Genomic DNA, 19,321 nt, shown 5'->3' with positions numbered 1-19,321 from the left:
CAATTAAATTTTCTCCAATTAGCTTGAATATAGAACTCATAACAAGAATTTCTGTTAATAGGTATTTTGAAGGTGCTTATAATGAAAAGCGTTCAAGCCATAGTGGAAGAAAACACACTCTTAAAATAGAATGTTTTTATCTTTAGAAGATTTAATCATTAGCAAGGTTAAATTAGGAAGACCTATTAGACATTCAGTAATTAAAGGAAATAAATGGTAAGTACGAACCCAAACTGAAACTTTTCACATAACACAAATTAACGTGAAACCTGAAACAAAAAAATGGATAAAGTAAGAGCAAAAAAACACCTAGGTCAACATTTCTTAAATGATGAAAATATTGCAGGTAAAATAGCCGATGCGCTAACCTTACAAGGGTATGATAAAGTATTAGAAATTGGTCCAGGAATGGGCGTTTTAACCAAGTACCTCCTAGAAAAACCAATAGATACTTATGTAATCGAAATAGATACGGAATCCGTAGAATACCTTAAAACACATTATTTAAAATTATCTAATAAGATTCTTTCTGAGGATTTTTTAAGATTTGATTTGAGTAAAGTTTTTGGCAATGAGCCTTTTGCTATCATTGGGAATTTTCCGTACAATATTTCTTCTCAAATTGTTTTTAAAGTATTAGAAATGCGTGATCAAATTCCTGAGTTTGCAGGAATGTTTCAAAAAGAAGTAGCAGAGCGTATTTGTGAAAAAAAAGGAAGTAAAACCTACGGGATTTTATCCGTACTAACACAAGCTTTTTATGAAACAGAGTATCTGTTTACTGTTTCAGAATTTGTATTTACACCTCCTCCTAAAGTAAAGTCAGGTGTTATGCGTATGCGTCGTAAAGAAAATGCTCAGTTACCTTGTAATGAAAAATTATTCTTTAATGTGGTAAAGACAGCTTTTAATCAAAGAAGAAAAACACTAAGAAATAGTTTAAAAAGCTTTAATCTTTCGGATAATTTAAGAGAAGATAGTATCTTTGACCTTCGCCCAGAACAAATATCAGTAGAGCAATTCATAGAGCTCACCCAAAAAATAGCAGCAGATGGAGTTTAAAATTACCCCAGAATTCATCGCTCAGATCGAGCATTTAGTGAATGAAAACCGTGCACAAGAATTAGAAAACTTGTTGCAGGATATTCACTTTGCAGATATTGCCGAAATTTTAGATGAACTAGATGAATATGGGGCTAATTATGTTTTTAAAATATTAGATTCAGAAAAAACCGCTGATGCTCTTTTAGAGTTAGACGATGAAGTACGTATAAAAATCCTTAAAAACCTTTCTGCCAAAGAAATTGCAGAAGAGATTGACGAATTAGATACAGATGATGCAGCCGATATTATAGCGGAATTACCACAGTCTAAAAAAGAAGAAGTAATCTTAGAGCTAGAAGACGTTGAACACGCAAAAGATATCGTAGAATTACTTCGTTATGATGAAGATACCGCAGGTGGTTTGATGGGGAAAGAGTTAGTAAAAGTAAATGAAAATTGGAATGTGCTGACCTGTGTTAAAGAAATGCGTATGCAAGCAGAGCACGTTACACGTGTGCATTCTATCTATGTAGTAGACGATGAAGACCGCCTGAAAGGACGACTTTCCCTAAAAGATTTACTAACAACATCCACCAAAACCCCCATTAGCGATGTATATATCAAAAAAGTAGATTACGTAAAAGTAGATACAATGGATACCGAAGTGGCACGTATCATGCAAAAATATGATTTAGAAGCCATTCCTGTAGTCGATGAAATGGGGCGTTTAGTGGGACGTATTACGATTGATGATATTGTAGATGTAATCAAGGAAGAAGCAGATAAAGATTATCAGATGGCAGCAGGTATTTCCCAAGATGTAGAGGCTGATGATAGTATTTTAGAACTTACGAGAGCTCGTTTGCCTTGGTTAGTTTTAGCTTTATTAGGAGGATTTGTTAGTGTTCGTGTTTTAGGTTTATTTGAACCAGCCATGAAAGAACATCCTCAGTTATTCTTTTTTACCCCTTTAATTGCTGCTATGGGAGGAAATGTAGGAGTGCAATCATCGGCCATTATTGTACAAGGTTTGGCTAATAATTCAATTAGCGGAACTATTTTGCAACGTTTATTAAAAGAACTATCATTGAGCTTGTTAAACGGTTTGATTCTTTCTACGATCTTATTATTAGGAAGCTATTATTTACTAGGTTTTGAAATTCATATTGGGTTAACAGTTACTACCGCTTTATTATCAGTTATCGTAATTGCGTCCCTAATAGGTACTTTTATACCTATTGTTTTAAATAAGAATGGAGTAGATCCTGCCTTAGCCACCGGACCTTTTATTACTACAAGTAATGATATTTTGGGAATTTTAATTTATTTTACCATTGCGAGGATTATTTTAGGTTTTTAATCACTCATTACTTTTAAAGATATCTCTAAACTGATAGAGTATTCTTTCTATGAGTCTAAGATCTTCGGTGATGATTTCGGCTGAGCCTCTCATTTCTTGTTGGAAGGGGATTTGTTTTTGGTAGCTGGTTTGCATTCCTTGGGGTAGTATAACATCAATGATGATGTTTCCTTCTTTGTCTGGAACCAATGATATGTTACTGATTTTTCCTTGGAGTATTCCAAATTCTCTATCGGGGTAATTCGTTAGTCGGATGTTGACTTTTTGCGCTACTTTAATCTTTCCTGAATTTAACGCAGGACTTTTGTAAACTTCCCTCAATTAGCTACATTCAAAACTAAAGAATTCCAATCAATAATTTTAAATTTCTCTTGTTGAAATGTGGGAAACTCTTCGGCGGTTTCAAAGTTGAGTTTCCCATATTTCAACAAGAACCCTATAGGCGTTATATAATTCAGCCCAGAATGAGGTCTTTCATTATTATAAATCCATATCCATGCGTTTACATAATTCTGCATTTGGCGGGTTGATTCAAACATATAACAATCCAATACTTCCTGTCGAAATGTTCTATTAAAACGCTCAATCAAACTGTTTTGGGTAGGTTTTCCAGGTTGAATATAGGTTAATTCTATTTGATTATTTTGGCACCAATCCTTCATCTTTTGTGCGATAAATTCGGGACCATTATCTACGCGAATTCGCTCTGGTTTACCCCTCCATTGGATTAAATTGTCTAATTCATTAATCACCCTTTGAGCAGGCAAGCTGTTGTTGATAGTAACCATTAATGCTTCCCTATTAAAATCATCTATGACATTAAGAGAACGAATTTTCCTCCCATCTTGTAGCGTATCCTGCATAAAATCAATACTCCATGTGATATTAGGTTGAATTGGTCTGAGTAAAGGCTCCTTTATTCTTGCGGGAATTCTTTTCTTACGCTTACATCTTAAATTTAGCCGCATTTCTGTATAAATCCAGTATACTCGTTTATGATTCCATAGATAATCTAAATTTCTCAATCGGTTATACATCATCCAAAAACCCCAAGTACGATGAGATTCAGCCAATTTTAATAACTCTTCGGAAATTTGAAGGTCGCAATTTTTTCGTTTGGACTTATAATAAAACACAGAAGTACTTATACGAAACAGCTTACACGCCTGACGAAAGCTCATTTTAAATCGCTTCCCAACATAGATAACAAGCTCGCGCTTTTCGGCAGGCATTAAAGCTTTTTTTCGATTACATCTTTTAAAACGGTGTTTTGCAAAGTGAGTTCGGCAACAATTTTTTTATACTGGCTCAATTCTTTTTCAAGCTCTTTTAATTGTTTGAGCTGATTGGGTTCAATGCCAGAATATTTACTTTTCCATTGATAAAAAGTGGGCTGACTTATACCAAATTCACGACAAATTTCATTGACCGTTTTGCCCTTGTCTTGTTCTGAGATAATTTTGATGATCTGTGTCTCAGTAAATTTACTTTTTTTCATATTGCTAAAATTAAAAAATTATACTTTTAATCGTAGCTGTTTTTGGGGAAGCTTACAACTCAATACTAGAATATTTTTTAGGGACGCAAAGAAAATATATTGAGAGGTTAGAAGCTGAAAATATGGAATTAAAACAGAAACTTTTGTCTCTTTAGTTTTTCATCTCTATTATAGGCAATAATAAGCACTTTTGTTATACAATCTAAATTTCAGAAAACTTCTTATATTTGAATAAAACTTACAAAATTGAAACCTCAAGATATAAAAATACTACATTTAGACAGCAATCACCCTTTGCTAAGAAATCAATTGGAAACAGCTGGTTTTCAAAACTATGATGATTTCACTTCAACCAAAGAAGAAATTGAATCCAAAATTTCAGGATATCACGGTATTGTTATACGAAGCCGTTTTAAAATTGATAAAACCTTTTTAGATAAAGCCACTAACTTACAATTTATAGCCCGTGTAGGGGCTGGTCTAGAAAGTATTGATTGCCATTATGCGGCAACTAAAGGCATTCATTTAATTGCTGCGCCAGAAGGCAATCGTAATGCTGTGGGCGAGCATGCTTTGGGGATGCTTTTATCCTTATTCAATAATCTTAATAAGTCTAATAATGAAGTCAAGTCGGGACAATGGAATAGAGAAGCCAATCGAGGGTATGAATTAGATGGCAAAACTGTAGGCATCATTGGTTATGGTAATATGGGGAAATCTTTTGCCAAAAAAATAAGAGGTTTTGAAGTAGACGTTCTTTGTTATGATATTGCTCCTAATGTAGGTGATGCCAATGCACGTCAAGTTACATTACAAGAATTTCAAGAAAAAGTAAATGTAGTCAGCCTACACACACCTTGGACACCTCAAACCGATAAAATGATAAATGATGCTTTTATTAATTCATTTGCAAAATCATTTTGGTTTATCAATACCGCTAGAGGGAATAGTGTTGTAACCGAAGATTTAGTGAGTGGGTTGAAAAACGGTAAGATACTTGGCGCTGGATTAGATGTTTTGGAGTATGAAAAACTTTCTTTTGAAACACTCTTTGAAGGTAAAAAACCAGAAGCATTTGATTATCTTTTGAATGCTGACAATGTTTTGTTGACTCCTCACATTGCAGGTTGGACATTTGAAAGTAAAGAAAAGTTAGCACAAACCATCGTTGATAAAATAAAAGAATTCTATCTTATTAAGTATTCCGAGTAAGGTATACTAAAAGAAAGATTTTTTGTTTTAAGAATATCCTAATATTAGGAAATTTCTCTTCATAAGTTAACCTAAAATTTTGATTTACTTCTTGTGGTAAAAAGGAATATGATATTGAAGATAAAAAATAGAGTATTTTTATTAGTAATAATTTAATACATAATATAAGTTAAACGCATTATTTATGAACAACCCCTCTTTTTTAGATTTTTCATCTAAAAAGAGGGATGTTTTTGAGTGAATTCTTACGAGTGATATTCAAGTACTTTTATACATTTTCTCCCCATTTCTCTAAATTACCCTAAAGAACAGATATGAGAAACAAACAAATAGTGTCAAAAAACAATTCTCATAATACCTAAAATTTGAGTGTTACACCAGTTAAAAAATTTGTTCCAGCCTGTGGATAGTAGAAATTTTCAGTGATAACAGGATTATTAGAACCTAAAGGACGATCATAATAACTATAAGTATAACCATTTGATTCATACAGCTTATTATAAATATTATTAATTAGTAAATTCAAACTGATTTCGGCAAAACTTTTAGGTTTAAAAATATATTGAATACTCAAATTACCATTGTGATAACTATTTAATTTTTTGTCCTCTGAAGAGGTATTATCCAAATACTGTTTTCCTACATATTTTTGTATATAAACAACGCTTACATTCTTAATAGGATAAAAAGTGACAGTTGCACCTCCTGTTATATTAGGTGAAAAAGAAATATCTGTATTTTCATATTTCGTGATTTTTGTTGAATAACTTTTATTGCCATTTATATCGTATTCAGTTGCAGGGACAGAATAATCAAACGATTTGATTTTGTTTATACTTTTTGTGATATTAAAATCTAATTTAAAAAATTTGACAGGTTGAATACTTGCTTCCAATTCAATACCAATTCGACGGCTTTTTTCTACATTCTCACGAATGGGATCTCCAACTTCGTCTAATGCGCCTGTAAGGACTAATTGGTTGTTGTAGTGCATATAATACCCATTTAAATTAATATGTGTTATCTTGTTTTTAAATCGGTAACCCGCCTCATAGTCCAATAATTGTTCTGCTTGAGGTTCAATAGGATTCTTCGTTAAATCATTGCGATTGGGTTCTTTATTGGCTACAGCAAAGGATCCATAGATACTATGATTCTTATGTATAGCAAAGTTTAAGCCTATTTTAGGATTTAAAAACGGATATGTTTTCTTTACATTTAATAATTTTAAATCACTACTCAATCCGTGTGTTGTATAATCTATACGACGTGCTTGAATATCTAAGAAGAGCTGTAATTTGTAAAAAAACATATAATCCGCTTTAATATATACTGAGTAATCTTCTTTTTTGCTTAGTGATTTGTAATAATTTACATTAGCAACAGGAAGATCGGTATACTTATGTTTAATCAGCTCTCCAAAATGAGTTCCGTCGTATTGATTATATCCACCACCTAGGTTCGCATTCAAGTTTTTAGTATTGTAATTTAAGGTGTAAACAAGACTATAAGCGTCATTATCTAACCATTTTCTACGTATTACATCTGATCTAGAATTACCATTTATGTGGTCAGGAAAATATTTTTTAAGTTTTTGATCTCCCTTAAATTCTTCATAATAGCCTTTTCCTTTGGTGTAATTTCCTGATAAGGAAGCTGATAAATGATCTGTGAATTGATGTGTTATATGTAATTGATAATGAACTTGTTCGTAATTGTCAGTTTGATTATCGTAAGTGTAATAATTATACGTTCTTCCTGAATTTAATAAATTTTCAGTTTCTTCTGTGCTGGAATAATTACGATTAATGTAGGCTAGTATGCCAACTCTATCGCCATTAACTACCGCCTCTGGAGTTCCAAACCAAGATTGATAAGTAATTTCTTTACCTCCAAACACTAAGGCCTTTATGGCTGTTTGTTTATGAATAAATCCAGCTTCTGTATAAAAAGATTTTAAATCAGATGAAGCACGGTCTATATACCCATTACTTGCTATTTTGGAAAGCCGCCCTTCCGCATAAAAACCATTTTTAATTCCAGAACCAAAAGTAATATTGTGTTTCCGAGTATTAAAAGATCCGATACTGTGTGAAGTGGTAGCATATCCTTCTAGAGAAGGGGTAAGCGTACGTAAGTTAAGGCTAGCCCCAAATGCTCCAGCTCCATTAGTAGAAGTTCCAGCACCTCTTTGTAATTGGATATTTTCTACAGAAGTTGTAAAATCAGGCATATTTACCCAAAAAGTACCTTGACTTTCAGCATCATTATAAGGTATGCCATTAATCGTTACATTTATACGAGTAGCATCACTCCCTCTTACCCTTAATCCAGTATACCCTACACCAGCGCCAGCATCAGAAGTAGTAACGACAGAAGGCATTTGGTCTAACAAAATAGGAAGATCTTGTCCTAAATTATTTCGTTCTAATGCTTCTTTTTTAATATCTGTAAAAGCAAATGGAGATTTTTTGTTTAGACGAGTAGAAGCTACTTTTACTTCTTCTAATGCGTTGATCTTTGTGGAATCGTTTATTTTTTTTTCTTGACCAAATGCAGTACTGATATTCATCAGAAATAGTGTACTCAGAATAATTTTTAAAAATAATTGATGTGTTTGATTGTGAATTAAATTTTTCATTCGTTACAAAATGGTTACGAATAAAAGGGGTTATTATTCATTAATATTAATAAATAAAAAACGTATATTTTTCTTATAAGCTAGGCTTTTGCCCTTCCCTTAACAGCATTACCTGTTCAGGTTCATTGGGTATAATCTCAGCCTTGTTTGACTTTTTAAAAAGAAACAAAGCACCCCTTTTGAGACGCTGTAAAGATACTTTAATATTTAAGATCTCCAAGAATACTCAGATGAGGTATCGTTGAAATTAACATATAATTTTTGTATGTTTTTATTTGTTAATTATTTATTAAATAATATATTGTAAGTTAATTTAACCTATTTATTTATGAGAAAAATTTTACTTAGTATGGCTTTTTTAGCTATTTTACAATCTTGTAGTTCAGATTCTTTAGTCCCAAGATCTGATGAAAATATAGGGAACATATCTTCAAAAGAAAGGCTGATAGCAAGTGTTTCTAAAGATAATTGGATGTCCTTGATAAAAGCCAGTACGCCATTGTCTAAATTATCTATTCCTGGCACACATGATTCAATGTCTATCAAAAATTGGGCTTTTAGTAGTAATCAATATGGTAGTATAAACGAACAATTAGGTGCCGGAGCAAGAATTTTTGATTTACGTTTTAATTATGAAAACGGTCAATTTATGGGATACCACGGAATTGTAAAACTTAATATAACTTTAGATCAAATAATGTCAACTTTTAAAGAGTTTTTAAAAGTACATCCCAATGAAGCAATTATTGTTATTATGAAAAAAGAGAATGGAGAGGACAAATCTACTTGGGTTAATTATTTTGATGCTAAAATGAATGAGTATGAATCTAAAGGATTGGTAAAGAAAAATTGGAATACAAATAGCCTATTAGGTGATTGTAGAGGAAGAGTTTTACCTCTATCCAGAGAAACCTATACAAATTCTACCTTTGTGCAGGGCTGGTCTGGAAATCCTAATTTTTCAAATGGTACTCTAATGGGAAATAGATATTACAATTCTTTTAAGATTTCTGATTTTTATACAGTTAATACGATATTACCAAGTTCTATAAATTATAAATACGATCGTATTATTGAAAATATTATTCGTTCAAATGCTGATTCAAATGTTATGAATGCTTATTTAACGTATTGTTCAGGAGCTAGCGCTTTTGCTTATCCAGTAGCTGTAGCGGATCGAATTAATCCCAAAGTAGCAGATTATATCCAAAGTAATAACCCAAAACTAAAATCATGTGGGTGGATCTTGATGGATTTTATCAATTCAGAAAAAGGAAATAGATTGTCCGAAAAGTGTATTGAAATATCAGTTAATAATTTTTCTAATTAATGTTGCTAAAACAAGAACACTAAAAAGTAATTTAGTGTTCTTGTTTTTTTAACTCAAAATGTGTTCCATCAAAAACACCATAAGTGAAATAGCCAATCCAGTCGCCTAAGTTATAATATTGGGCATTTTTGTTTAGTTGAATTTCCATAGGCAAATGACGGTGACCAAACACAAAATAATCATAATGCTTGGTTTCTAATTTGCGTTTGGCATACTGAATCAACCATTCGTTATCTTCCCCTAAAAACTTGACATCTTCTGCTCCTGAAATCATTTTGTTTTTTACCGATAAATACTGCGCTAATTTCACGCCCACATCAGGATGCAACCAGCGAAACAACCATTTTGAAAAGGGATTGGTAAACACTTTTTTCATTCGCTTATAGCCTTTGTCCCCAGGTCCTAAACCGTCGCCATGACCGATTAAAAAAAGTTTATCGTTAAATGTAAATTCCTTAGTTGTGTGATACACGGGAATGTTTAACTCTTTTTCAAAATAATCATTCATCCAAAGGTCGTGATTACCCACAAAAAAATAAATAGGAATTCCACTATCACGAATCTCGGCGAGTTTGCCTAACACCCGTACAAAACCTTTAGGAACCACCGTTTTATATTCAAACCAAAAATCAAATAAATCGCCTAATAAAAAAATAGCTTCCGCATCTTGTTTGACTTCATCCAGCCATTGTACAAACTTTTGCTCCCGAGGAAAACTCATTTCAGGCGTGGGTGCGCCAAGGTGTTGGTCGCTAGCGAAATATATTTTTTTATGAGAAGTAGAATTCATGTAGCAGGATTTCGAGCAAAGATATTATTTTGCTAGTACTTAAAAAACTATTGAATTTAAAATAGTTTCATTAATGATGCTTTTTTAACGACACATAAGCCATTAGTGTACTTAATAACATACCAAAGCCTCCCAAAATAAAAGGAGCACCTGCAAAAGAATGCGCGTTACTCTCTTGAGTAAAATAATAAAATACACTCGACATGATGGGCGGTCCTATAATAGCTGAAGCACTAATCAAACTCGTCAAGGTACCTTGTATTTCTCCCTGTTCGTTTGCGGGCACTTGCCCTGCAATTACCGCTTGTAATGCCGGTCCTGCTATGCCACCAAGACAATACGGAATCAGGAAGGCAAACATCATCCAGCTTTGGCTGGCAAAACCAAAAAGAAACATACCTATCGTATACAAAGCCATGCCTACATAGATACTTTTTACATTCCCTAGCTTTGGATTTATCCATCGAATCAAACCACCTTGTACTAGCGCGACTAATAAACCTATTACGCCTAAGGATAACCCTATCATGGTTTCATCCCAATGAAATTGATACATGGTAAAATAACTCCAATTACTTTGCACTGCATGAGAAGCCGTATGCAGCAAGAACACGGCAAGGGTTAATCCAATCAGTTTTGGATATTTTTTTAAACTAATAAAAGCACCTATCGGATTAGCTCTGGTCCAATCGAAGGCTCTACGGTGTTTTTTGGATAAAGATTCTGGAAGTATGAAATAACCATATAAAAAGTTGAGTAAACATAAAACCGCTGCGGCATAGAAAGGAATACGTGCCCCGTATTGCCCTAATAAGCCTCCAATAACGGGACCAATAATAAATCCTAAACCAAAAGCGGCTCCAATCATTCCGAAATTCTTGGCGCGATTTTCATCGGTACTGATGTCTGCTATATAAGCAGAAGCCGTCGTGATACTTGCCCCTGTAATACCGGCCAATATGCGTCCGATGAATAACCAACGGATGGTGGGTGCAAAAGCCAATAACAGATAATCCAAACTGAATCCAAAAAGTGAAAGCAATAATACTGGTCGGCGGCCGTATTTGTCACTCACATTCCCCACCAAGGGCGAAAACAAAAACTGCGTAAAAGCATACGCAAAAGTAAGCCAACCTCCGTATTGTGCAGCATCGCTTACATTACCGTGTATGAGTTCTTGAATTAACTTTGGGGTTACTGGAATAATAATTCCTAAACCTATCACATCTATTAAAAGCGTGATAAAAATAAAACCTATAGCCGCTTGTTTTTGACTTTTCTTCATAGAACAAATAAACAAAAAAATCACAAACTCTTTTTTGAATTTGGGATGGTTTTCATATTTTGATTGTAGTTAAATGTTTCGTTTTTGAGCAATCAGAATATATCTCGATTAGATATCCATCATAATTATTCCTTATCCAAATTAATTCTGTTACTCGAATAAAATAAATATACCAATTTCTCTCACCTATAATTTTTGGATTGAGTTTATTAGTTACAATTGTTTTGTATACTTTTTTATCAAGTGCATTCATTTTTAGTCAATATAATTTAGAAACAGATGAAGAATTTCTTTTTCTTGATGTTTTGAAAAATGACTATTTACTAAATTTAGAGTTATCTTTTCTTCTAGCAACTCACTTGACCTACCATCTTTTAGAAGTAATTTATTAATGCCGTTTACACAGTGTTCTACAGTACCTTCTAAAATATAACCGACAAGAAAACCATCACAACTGAAATACTTACCCCCTTTTAAAAAATTATTAATTCCTGTAGAAATATATCTTCGTTTTAAAGCTGAGTCGTTTGATTTAAGATTTTTAGCTTCAATATAATATTTAAATTCTTCTTGTTGCCAAAAGCTAGTAAAACGTAAATCTATTCTAGAAGATTTAGCAGCAAATCCTTTTTCAAATCGCACTTCTTCATCGAAAAGATAATATTCTAAAGTAGAAGATATTTTCCACTCTTTTCGTTTTAAGTTTTGATCTATGTAATGATTCAATATTTTAGTGATATCATTTTCCTCAAAATCTAATTGAACGCTTCTATTTGAAATGGAAGTATAATATGCCTCTATAAACAACGTCATGCATCGTTCTTTAAAGAGGTTTTGAATTTTTAAGAAATTAGAAGAATTTAAACTACCCGCCATTATTCTTTCATATTAAGAATTTCGATTAATAATGACTTACTATCTTCCATCGCAGCAGTTTGACTCCAAAACCTACATTGATTAGGTTTTATGATATATACATCATCTCCATCATAATAATTTATTTTTTTTCTAAAATAAATACTTTGAGATTCTGTATCCCATAACTTTGAATCCAAATTCTTCAACTCCTCGTAAATATCCTCTTTAGAAAGAATAGGCTCTTTATATTGATCTCCAAAAGTTAGTTTTATCAAGTATAATGGACAGTTTCTATCTAGTGTATAATGTGTTGCCGAAACTTTTAAATCAATATCGTCTAGCCAACTGTTTAAATCTTTAATAATTCTTGTAGAATATAAATCAATATTAATAAGAGGTAACACCGCTTGTGATTTTTCTTGTTTTTCAAACAAATCCAAACTATAATTTAAAGTATCTTGAATAATGATTTGTTCTTCTTCAGTTAATTTAAGAATATCATTATAAATGATTTGGTCTATTTGTTTTTCTAAATCAGTAATGTCTTGATTTACTTCGTTTGATTTTTTTATTGAAATTATTTTATTAAATATTAAAGTGAGTTTGCTAAGATTGTTCTTATCGATTTTGTCAATAATTGCAGGTAGTTGTAGCATTTCATTTGCTTGAACTCTTTCTCTTTCTATTCCCCAAGAAGAAGAACTTAATGAGAGATAATAACTAGAAAAAATCGAATTCATAAAACTAGACAATACTTTCAGGATATTAACATCAGCATTTGCTATACTATAGCACTTATGATAACAATCAAAGTCAACTATACTTGAACAAAATTCCTTTTCTTTTTCTCCTTCTTTGATAATCAAAAATGGGCTTTTGTAAAGTAAGTCATTAGTAGGTCTGTAAATCTTAGAATTAGGTTTTAAAGCACTTTTAGATGTATAATATTTGTCAATTGAGCCAGTTTCAATAGTTTCTATAGGGATAAAAAATTTATTTTTTTGTATTTGCTCCTTAGAAGGAGAATGAAGTCCACTTCCTTTAATCCAATCCTTTTTATTAGTTATAAAATATTCATATAAAGAATTGTATTTTGATTCAATCTTTTTTACCAACTCAAAATCAAAAAAACTTCCCCACATAGCTATTTTCCAAATTTTAGTATCTGGTTTTTGGCATTCAAATCTCGGTAAATGCTTTTCATCGGATGAATCAATCACAATCCCTTCTAAAACATCATTTTTAATATACGTTTTGGGTGCATAATAAATTATAGTATCTTTTATAATTTCAGGATCCTCTTTTTGATAAAAAACAATACTTATTGGTCCAACAGCTGAGCCAAAAAGTTGTCCTCCAGAAAATTTTGGTGCTTTTCTTAGTATAGAAAAGTTATATACTTTTTCAACATAGCTTTCATTGAAAAGCCATTTTCTAAAGTTTTGATAGGTACCTCCAGTGTTCGTTAAAACCTTAGTATTGAAGATTAAAGCTATATTACCTTTCGGAGCTAAAATAGTTGCCTTATGCATAAAAGGCAAAACCATTTCTTGGGCAAAATTTTCTTTTTTACAATAATTTGTAATGCTAGGAAGTAAATTTTTTGTGCCAAATGGAGGGTTTCCAACTACCAAATCAAAATCTTTTAATTCTTCAATTTCTGACAAATCAGAGATGGTGTCTCTAACAAAAAGATTATTACCTTGTTCTTTTAAGCTGTTATCGTTTGGGTCATTTATTAAGTATGGAAATTTTATTGCACCATTCCACCAACCTGTTTTGGGATCAAGATTATCAAGTATAGCTAAATACAAACTAAAAGCAGCTACTTTTATTGATTTAGAGTCAAGTTCAATACCAAAAATGTTTGATTTTAAGATATCAACTAAAATAGAAAAGTCATTTAATTTTGAATTATGCTTGTTCTCGTATCTTTTTATCAATCTTTTGAAGCTTTGAACCAAAAAAATTCCAGAGCCACAACTTGGATCTAGTGTTTTAACTTTATAGTTAGTCTCCTTGCTTTTAATAGGTAACTTTTCGTTTAAAATCAGCTCTACTAATGAAGGTGGTGTATAAAAAGTCCCTGTATTTTTCTTTTCTTTTTTGTCTAATTCTGATAAGAAATTCTCGTAGATTTCACTTAATAATTCAATTCTAATGATACTAAAATCAAATAATCTCCAGTCTGAAAATAATTCAACTTGATTGGTATTTACATAACCATTCGTAAAACATTTCCCTATTAACTCTAAATGTTTATGGGAGACAATTTGCTTTTCGTTTTTTTCAACATTAAATAAACTCCCATTGAAATCATCTGCTAACTTTTCAAACAAATCATATACATAGTTTACTTCACCTTCTTTAAGTAAGTCAAGATATGACTTTGCTATTAACGAGTTTTTTTTGTAGTCTTCTTTTTTTGTAGCTCCTTTATCTTCTAAATACAACAAGAACAAAGAGCGCATCACTAACTTATGTACTAAGTTCTTGTCAGTAAGTCCTTGTTTTTCTAGTTCTCTAGAAACATTGATTAAGCTTTGTATTAAGTATTTATCGACTCTAGTTTCAAGATTTATTTTTTTCTTAATTTCTGTAGCTTCTCTTGAAGACCAAATAAAGCCAGTATCTATGGCTATCCTAGAAAAAAGAGTATTTAATGTCTGTAGTTTAGTAGTATCTGATACTTTACAAGAATATAATTCAAGACCAGCTAATTTTCTTTCAAAATCTGCTTCTTTTACAGTAGTATTATCGTAGGCAAAAGGTTTTTCAGAACAATTGTATATTCTAATTTCAGTTTTAGAATAAACATATAAAAATAAAACTTTTTGAAAATTCCAACACAATTTGTGCAATTCAGCAATTGATTTTTGAATTTCAAAACCAAAAGAATCAACCTCTTTCAAGAATATTGCTGGGTTATCATCGTTACAGTAAATCTGAACTGAGCCAAATTTCTCTATGTCAAATACATCAATATCAAACTCTTTGCAATCTTTTGCAAAGTTAATTATATCCAATGAATAAATAATAGAGTCTGACATTTTGGTAAATTATCAACAAAAATAAAATAATCTGAACTCATTTTCACTTGTTTAGGTGAAAATTATAAACAAAAAAATCCCAAACTCTTTTCGAATTTGGGATTTGTATTTTAAGATTTGTGAAAATTACAATTCCAAAGCTTTTCTTGGATTACCACCCATTAAGATTTCTGCTGGATTTTCTAAAGCTTCTTTCACAGCACATAAGAAACCTACCGACTCACGTCCATCGATGATACGGTGGTCGTAAGACAATGCTACAAACATAACTGGAGCAATCACGATTTGACCGTTTTTTACAATAGCTCTATCCACTACATTGTGCATCCCTAAGATACCTGATTGTGGCGGATTGATGATAGGTGTAGATAACATAGAACCAAAAACCCCACCATTAGAGATAGTGAATGTTCCACCAGTCATTTCATCTACTGTGATTTGACCGTCACGTGCGCGAATGGCTAAACGCTTGATTTCAGCTTCAACACCACGGAACGTTAAGTTTTCTGCATTACGTACCACAGGAACCATTAATCCTTTAGGTCCTGAAACTGCAACAGAAATATCACAAAAATCGAAAGACACTTTTTCTTGCCCGTCAATCATTGAGTTTACATCTGGGAATAATTGTAAAGCACGAGTTACTGCTTTTGTAAAGAATGACATGAAGCCTAATCCCATTTGGTGTTTTGCTTTAAATTCTTCTTTATACTCGTCACGTAACGCATAGATAGCAGTCATGTCAACTTCGTTGAAAGTAGTTAACATAGCGGTTTCGTTTTTAGCAGATACTAAACGCTCCGCTACTTTACGACGTAACATGGATAATTTTGTTCTTTGAGAGCCACGAGAACCTCCTGTAGGAGTACCCATAGAAGCTTTTGCATTTAAAGCGTCCTCGGTAGTAATACGACCTGCTTTACCAGTACCAGTAACTGTTGTAGGGTCAATTTCTTTTTCTGCTAATATTTTTTTAGCTGCTGGCGAAGCCGAACCTGTTGCATACGTTGTTGTTTGAACAGGTGCTGCTTTTGGAGCCTCCGCTTTTGGAGCTTCTTCTTTGTTCTCAGCTACAGGAGCCGCTCCACCTTCTGGTTTTGCTGCGCTTGTATCAATTAAACAAACTACTGCGCCTACAGCTACTGTGTCACCTTCTTCAGCTTTAAGCGTGATGATTCCGCTCATTTCAGCTGGTAATTCTAATGTTGCCTTATCTGAATCAACCTCAGCAATCGCCTGGTCTTTTTCTACATAATCTCCGTCTTGTACTAACCAAGTAGCAATTTCCACTTCCTTGATTGATTCCCCTGGCGAAGGGACTTTCATTTCTAAAATCATTTTTTATAATTTTATAAAGTGTTGTTATCTATTTATCAAAAATATAATTTTTTTATTAAACTAAAGTTTTATCAAAAACCATAGCTATGGCATCTGCATGACGTTTCTTAGAACGTGTATAACTTCCTGATGCTGGCGCACTGTACGCTTTAGGTGATGCTACACGGAATTTAACTTCGTTGAAATTCATCAACATAAATCCGTAAGCACCCATGTTTCTTGGCTCCTCTTGTGCCCAAACATAGTCTGTTGCGTTTGGATACGAAGCGATAATTTCTTTTAATTGTTCTACTGGTAATGGAAACAATTGTTCGATTCTTACCAATGCTACATCGTTTCTTCCTTGTGCCTCTCTTTCCGCTTTTAAGTCGTAATAGAATTTACCTGTACAGAAAACCAATGTTTTTACATCCGCTGGTTTTATATGTGTATCGTTGATAACTTCTTGGAACGAACCTGTAGCAAATTCTTCAATTGAAGAAACGGCTTCTGGATGACGCAATAAACTCTTAGGGGTAAAAATCATCAAAGGTTTACGGAAATCGGCTAACATTTGTCTTCTTAACAAGTGGAAGAAATTCGCGGGAGTGGTGCAGTCAGCCACATACATATTTTGTTCTGAACAAAGTTGTAAGTAACGCTCCATACGTGCCGAAGAGTGTTCCGCTCCTTGGTTTTCATAGCCGTGAGGCATTAAGATAACCAAACCATTTTGGTTGTTCCATTTGTCTTCCGCTGCTGAAATATATTGGTCAATCATGATTTGAGCTCCATTAGAGAAATCTCCAAATTGGGCTTCCCAAATCGTTAAAGTTTTTGGCGATGCCATAGCATAACCATAATCAAAGCCAACTACACCATACTCTGATAACAGAGAGTTGTAAGCATTGAAGTAGCCTTTTTTGTTAGGTACATTGTTCAATAGGATTACCTCTTCTTCAGTGTCTTCTGTTTTTACTACTGCATGACGGTGTGAGAACGTACCACGCTCCACATCTTGTCCTGAAATACGAACGTTGTAACCTTCAGCTAATAACGAACCATAGGCTAACATTTCGCCCATAGCCCAGTCTAACTGGTTTTTCTCAAAATACATCGCTTTTCTATCGTTGATAAGCTTTTGTATTTTACTAATATATTTTTTGTCTTCTGGTAATTCTGTTATAACTTTTGCTATATCATCTAAGGTGTCTTTTGCTACGGCGGTATCAATTTTTTCCAACATTTTAGCTTGATTAGCTTTAGAAAAACCAATCCACTCGTCTTGCATAAACGGCTCGATAACTGTTAAAGTTTCTTCGCGCGATGCTGTTAAGTTTTCATCCAATTTAGCTTTATAAGCCTCCTCGATTTCTTTTACATAAGAAGGCGAAACAATGTTTTGTTCTACCAATTTAATATTGTATAAATCTCTTACATTTTTATGGCGTGCTAAAGATTTATATAAAACAGGTTGGGTAAAACGGGGTTCATCCCCTTCGTTGTGTCCATATTTCCTATATCCTAAGATGTCTATATAAATATCAGAACCAAATTCCATTCGATATTCTAAAGCAAATAATAGAGCCTTAACGACTGCTTCTGCATCATCTGCATTGACGTGAATTACGGGAGCTAAAGTTAATTTAGCAATATCAGTACAATAGGTTGCTGAACGAGAATCGGTATAATTAGTTGTAAATCCTACTTGGTTATTGATGACTACATGAATAGTACCTTGTGTTTTATAACCGTCTAGGTGTACCATTTGTGCAATTTCATATACGATACCTTGACCTGAAATTGCAGCATCGCCGTGTACAATAATTGGCAACACTTTGTTAGGTTGTTCTGGGAAGAAGCGGTCTTGTTTAGAACGTGTTATGCCTTCTACAACGGCCGCTACGGTTTCTAGGTGTGAAGGATTAGGGACTAAGTTAATAGTAATGTCTTTTCCTTTACGAGTTTTTTTGGGTGTTGTAATACCTAGGTGGTATTTTACATCGCCATCAAAATGGTCTGCGTCGGCATAATCTTTGCCGTCAAATTCGCTGAAAATATTTTTAGGTGCTTTATCAAAAACATTGGCTAGTACATTCAAACGACCACGGTGTGCCATTCCTAGTACTAATTGTTCTACGCCTAATTCGGCCGCTTCTTCAATTAAGAGATCAAAAGCAGGAACAACCGCTTCGTTTCCTTCTAATGAGAAACGTTTTTGTCCTACGTATTTGGTGTGTAAGAAGTTTTCAAATGAAACGGCTTCGTTTAGTTTTTCAAGGATAATTTTTTTCTTATCGCTTGTTACATCGTCGACCATGGCGTTGATTTTTTGTTCAATCCACGCTTGTGTTTTTACATCACGAATGTATTTGTATTCAAATGCTATTGATTGGCAATATAATTTCTTTAGTAGAGTAATTAAATTTTCCAAAGTAGTAGGATTTCCTGCTACTACCGTTGTTGCCTGAAATACTGTTTGTAAATCTGTGTTGTTCAAACCATAGTTTACAATGTCTAAATTAGGAGTGTGGGGTCTACGGTTTCTTACAGGATTTGTATCGGCAAATAAGTGACCATTGGTACGGTAGGCTTCGATCAATTGAAGCACTCTAATTTCTTTTTGAATTTTATCTGTTAATTGAGCTTCGTTTATAGCTCCTCCAGAAGAAGTTTTTTCGCCTGTAAATTCATTAGGGAATTCATTAGCAAAGTCAAATCCTTGAAAAAATGCCCTCCAAGAAGGTTCAATATTGTCAGGATTTACTAAATATTGATCATATAAATCGGCAAAAAAAGCCGTATGTGCTGCGTTTAAAAAGGAAAACCTATCCATAATGCTGTCTAATGACAATTTTTGGTTAAAAAATTACTGCAAAAGTAAAAACTTTTAGACTAATATAGCCAATAAAATAGTATATTTATGTGATTAATTT

At 33.0% G+C, this 19,321-nt stretch carries 15 protein-coding genes; 4 read left to right on the top strand and 11 right to left on the bottom strand.

Features of this window, described 5'->3' with window-relative positions; translation table 11 throughout:
• Positions 1 to 282 precede the first annotated feature (282 nt).
• Positions 283 to 1,062: a 16S rRNA (adenine(1518)-N(6)/adenine(1519)-N(6))-dimethyltransferase RsmA gene (rsmA, locus tag HUE53_RS06630; RefSeq protein ID WP_014165988.1), complete on the top strand. Its 780-nt coding sequence runs from the start codon at positions 283 to 285 to the stop codon at positions 1,060 to 1,062.
• A complete protein-coding gene (gene mgtE / locus HUE53_RS06625; protein WP_014165989.1) occupies positions 1,052 to 2,404 on the top strand; it encodes a magnesium transporter in 1,353 nt (450 codons plus the stop codon). The genes rsmA and mgtE overlap by 11 nt, the downstream gene beginning before the upstream one ends.
• Here the strand turns inward: mgtE and HUE53_RS06620 are convergent, their stop codons facing one another.
• From HUE53_RS06620 to HUE53_RS06610, 3 genes are read right to left on the bottom strand one after another with little or no spacing between them, the layout of a single operon-like run.
• Entirely contained in the window at positions 2,405 to 2,725 is a 321-nt protein-coding gene (locus HUE53_RS06620) for an HlyD family efflux transporter periplasmic adaptor subunit (RefSeq protein ID WP_192188813.1), read from the bottom strand.
• Positions 2,722 to 3,636 (bottom strand): IS3 family transposase, encoded by a 915-nt coding sequence (locus HUE53_RS06615; RefSeq protein ID WP_192188812.1) that lies wholly within the window; start codon positions 3,634 to 3,636, stop codon positions 2,722 to 2,724. The genes HUE53_RS06620 and HUE53_RS06615 overlap by 4 nt, the downstream gene beginning before the upstream one ends.
• Positions 3,636 to 3,902, bottom strand: coding sequence for a transposase (locus HUE53_RS06610; RefSeq protein ID WP_014165992.1), 267 nt, complete (start codon positions 3,900 to 3,902; stop codon positions 3,636 to 3,638). The genes HUE53_RS06615 and HUE53_RS06610 overlap by 1 nt, the downstream gene beginning before the upstream one ends.
• Positions 3,903 to 4,148: 246 nt before the next feature.
• On the opposite strand from HUE53_RS06610, the gene HUE53_RS06605 reads away from it, so the two are divergent.
• On the top strand, positions 4,149 to 5,114 hold the full coding sequence (locus HUE53_RS06605; protein ID WP_014165993.1) for a 2-hydroxyacid dehydrogenase: 966 nt from the start codon (positions 4,149 to 4,151) through the stop codon (positions 5,112 to 5,114).
• 358 nt (positions 5,115 to 5,472) lie between these two features.
• Here the strand turns inward: HUE53_RS06605 and HUE53_RS06600 are convergent, their stop codons facing one another.
• Positions 5,473 to 7,755 carry a TonB-dependent receptor gene (locus HUE53_RS06600; protein ID WP_192188811.1) on the bottom strand — a complete coding sequence of 761 codons (2,283 nt, stop codon included), beginning with the start codon at positions 7,753 to 7,755 and terminating at the stop codon, positions 5,473 to 5,475.
• Positions 7,756 to 8,083: 328 nt separating this feature from the next.
• Between HUE53_RS06600 and HUE53_RS06595 the strand changes: the two genes are divergently transcribed.
• Positions 8,084 to 9,085: a phosphatidylinositol-specific phospholipase C domain-containing protein gene (locus HUE53_RS06595; RefSeq protein ID WP_192188810.1), complete on the top strand. Its 1,002-nt coding sequence runs from the start codon at positions 8,084 to 8,086 to the stop codon at positions 9,083 to 9,085.
• A 31-nt stretch (positions 9,086 to 9,116) separates the two neighbouring features.
• Here HUE53_RS06595 and HUE53_RS06590 read toward each other — a convergent pair whose 3' ends face one another.
• From HUE53_RS06590 to HUE53_RS06560, 7 genes are all read right to left on the bottom strand, one after another.
• Complete coding sequence (locus tag HUE53_RS06590) at positions 9,117 to 9,875, bottom strand: UDP-2,3-diacylglucosamine diphosphatase (RefSeq protein WP_014165996.1); 759 nt, start codon at positions 9,873 to 9,875, stop codon at positions 9,117 to 9,119.
• 70 nt (positions 9,876 to 9,945) lie between these two features.
• Positions 9,946 to 11,160 (bottom strand): TCR/Tet family MFS transporter, encoded by a 1,215-nt coding sequence (locus HUE53_RS06585; RefSeq protein ID WP_192188809.1) that lies wholly within the window; start codon positions 11,158 to 11,160, stop codon positions 9,946 to 9,948.
• A gap of 52 nt (positions 11,161 to 11,212) precedes the next feature.
• Positions 11,213 to 11,413 carry a hypothetical protein gene (locus tag HUE53_RS06580; protein ID WP_065212903.1) on the bottom strand — a complete coding sequence of 67 codons (201 nt, stop codon included), beginning with the start codon at positions 11,411 to 11,413 and terminating at the stop codon, positions 11,213 to 11,215.
• A 2-nt stretch (positions 11,414 to 11,415) separates the two neighbouring features.
• Complete coding sequence (locus HUE53_RS06575) at positions 11,416 to 12,036, bottom strand: hypothetical protein (protein ID WP_077225791.1); 621 nt, start codon at positions 12,034 to 12,036, stop codon at positions 11,416 to 11,418.
• Positions 12,036 to 15,068: an HsdM family class I SAM-dependent methyltransferase gene (locus tag HUE53_RS06570; RefSeq protein WP_192188808.1), complete on the bottom strand. Its 3,033-nt coding sequence runs from the start codon at positions 15,066 to 15,068 to the stop codon at positions 12,036 to 12,038. The genes HUE53_RS06575 and HUE53_RS06570 overlap by 1 nt, the downstream gene beginning before the upstream one ends.
• A gap of 126 nt (positions 15,069 to 15,194) precedes the next feature.
• Positions 15,195 to 16,406 carry a 2-oxoglutarate dehydrogenase complex dihydrolipoyllysine-residue succinyltransferase gene (odhB, locus tag HUE53_RS06565; protein ID WP_077225789.1) on the bottom strand — a complete coding sequence of 404 codons (1,212 nt, stop codon included), beginning with the start codon at positions 16,404 to 16,406 and terminating at the stop codon, positions 15,195 to 15,197.
• A 55-nt stretch (positions 16,407 to 16,461) separates the two neighbouring features.
• A complete protein-coding gene (locus HUE53_RS06560) occupies positions 16,462 to 19,221 on the bottom strand; it encodes a 2-oxoglutarate dehydrogenase E1 component (RefSeq protein WP_097609317.1) in 2,760 nt (919 codons plus the stop codon).
• Between the last annotated feature and the right edge of the window lie 100 nt (positions 19,222 to 19,321).

It is taken from the genome of Flavobacterium columnare (genome assembly GCF_014844295.1).
GTDB lineage: Bacteria > Bacteroidota > Bacteroidia > Flavobacteriales > Flavobacteriaceae > Flavobacterium > Flavobacterium columnare.
Note: the sequence above shows the minus strand (reverse complement) of the source record. Positions and strands in the feature narration are given on the sequence as shown.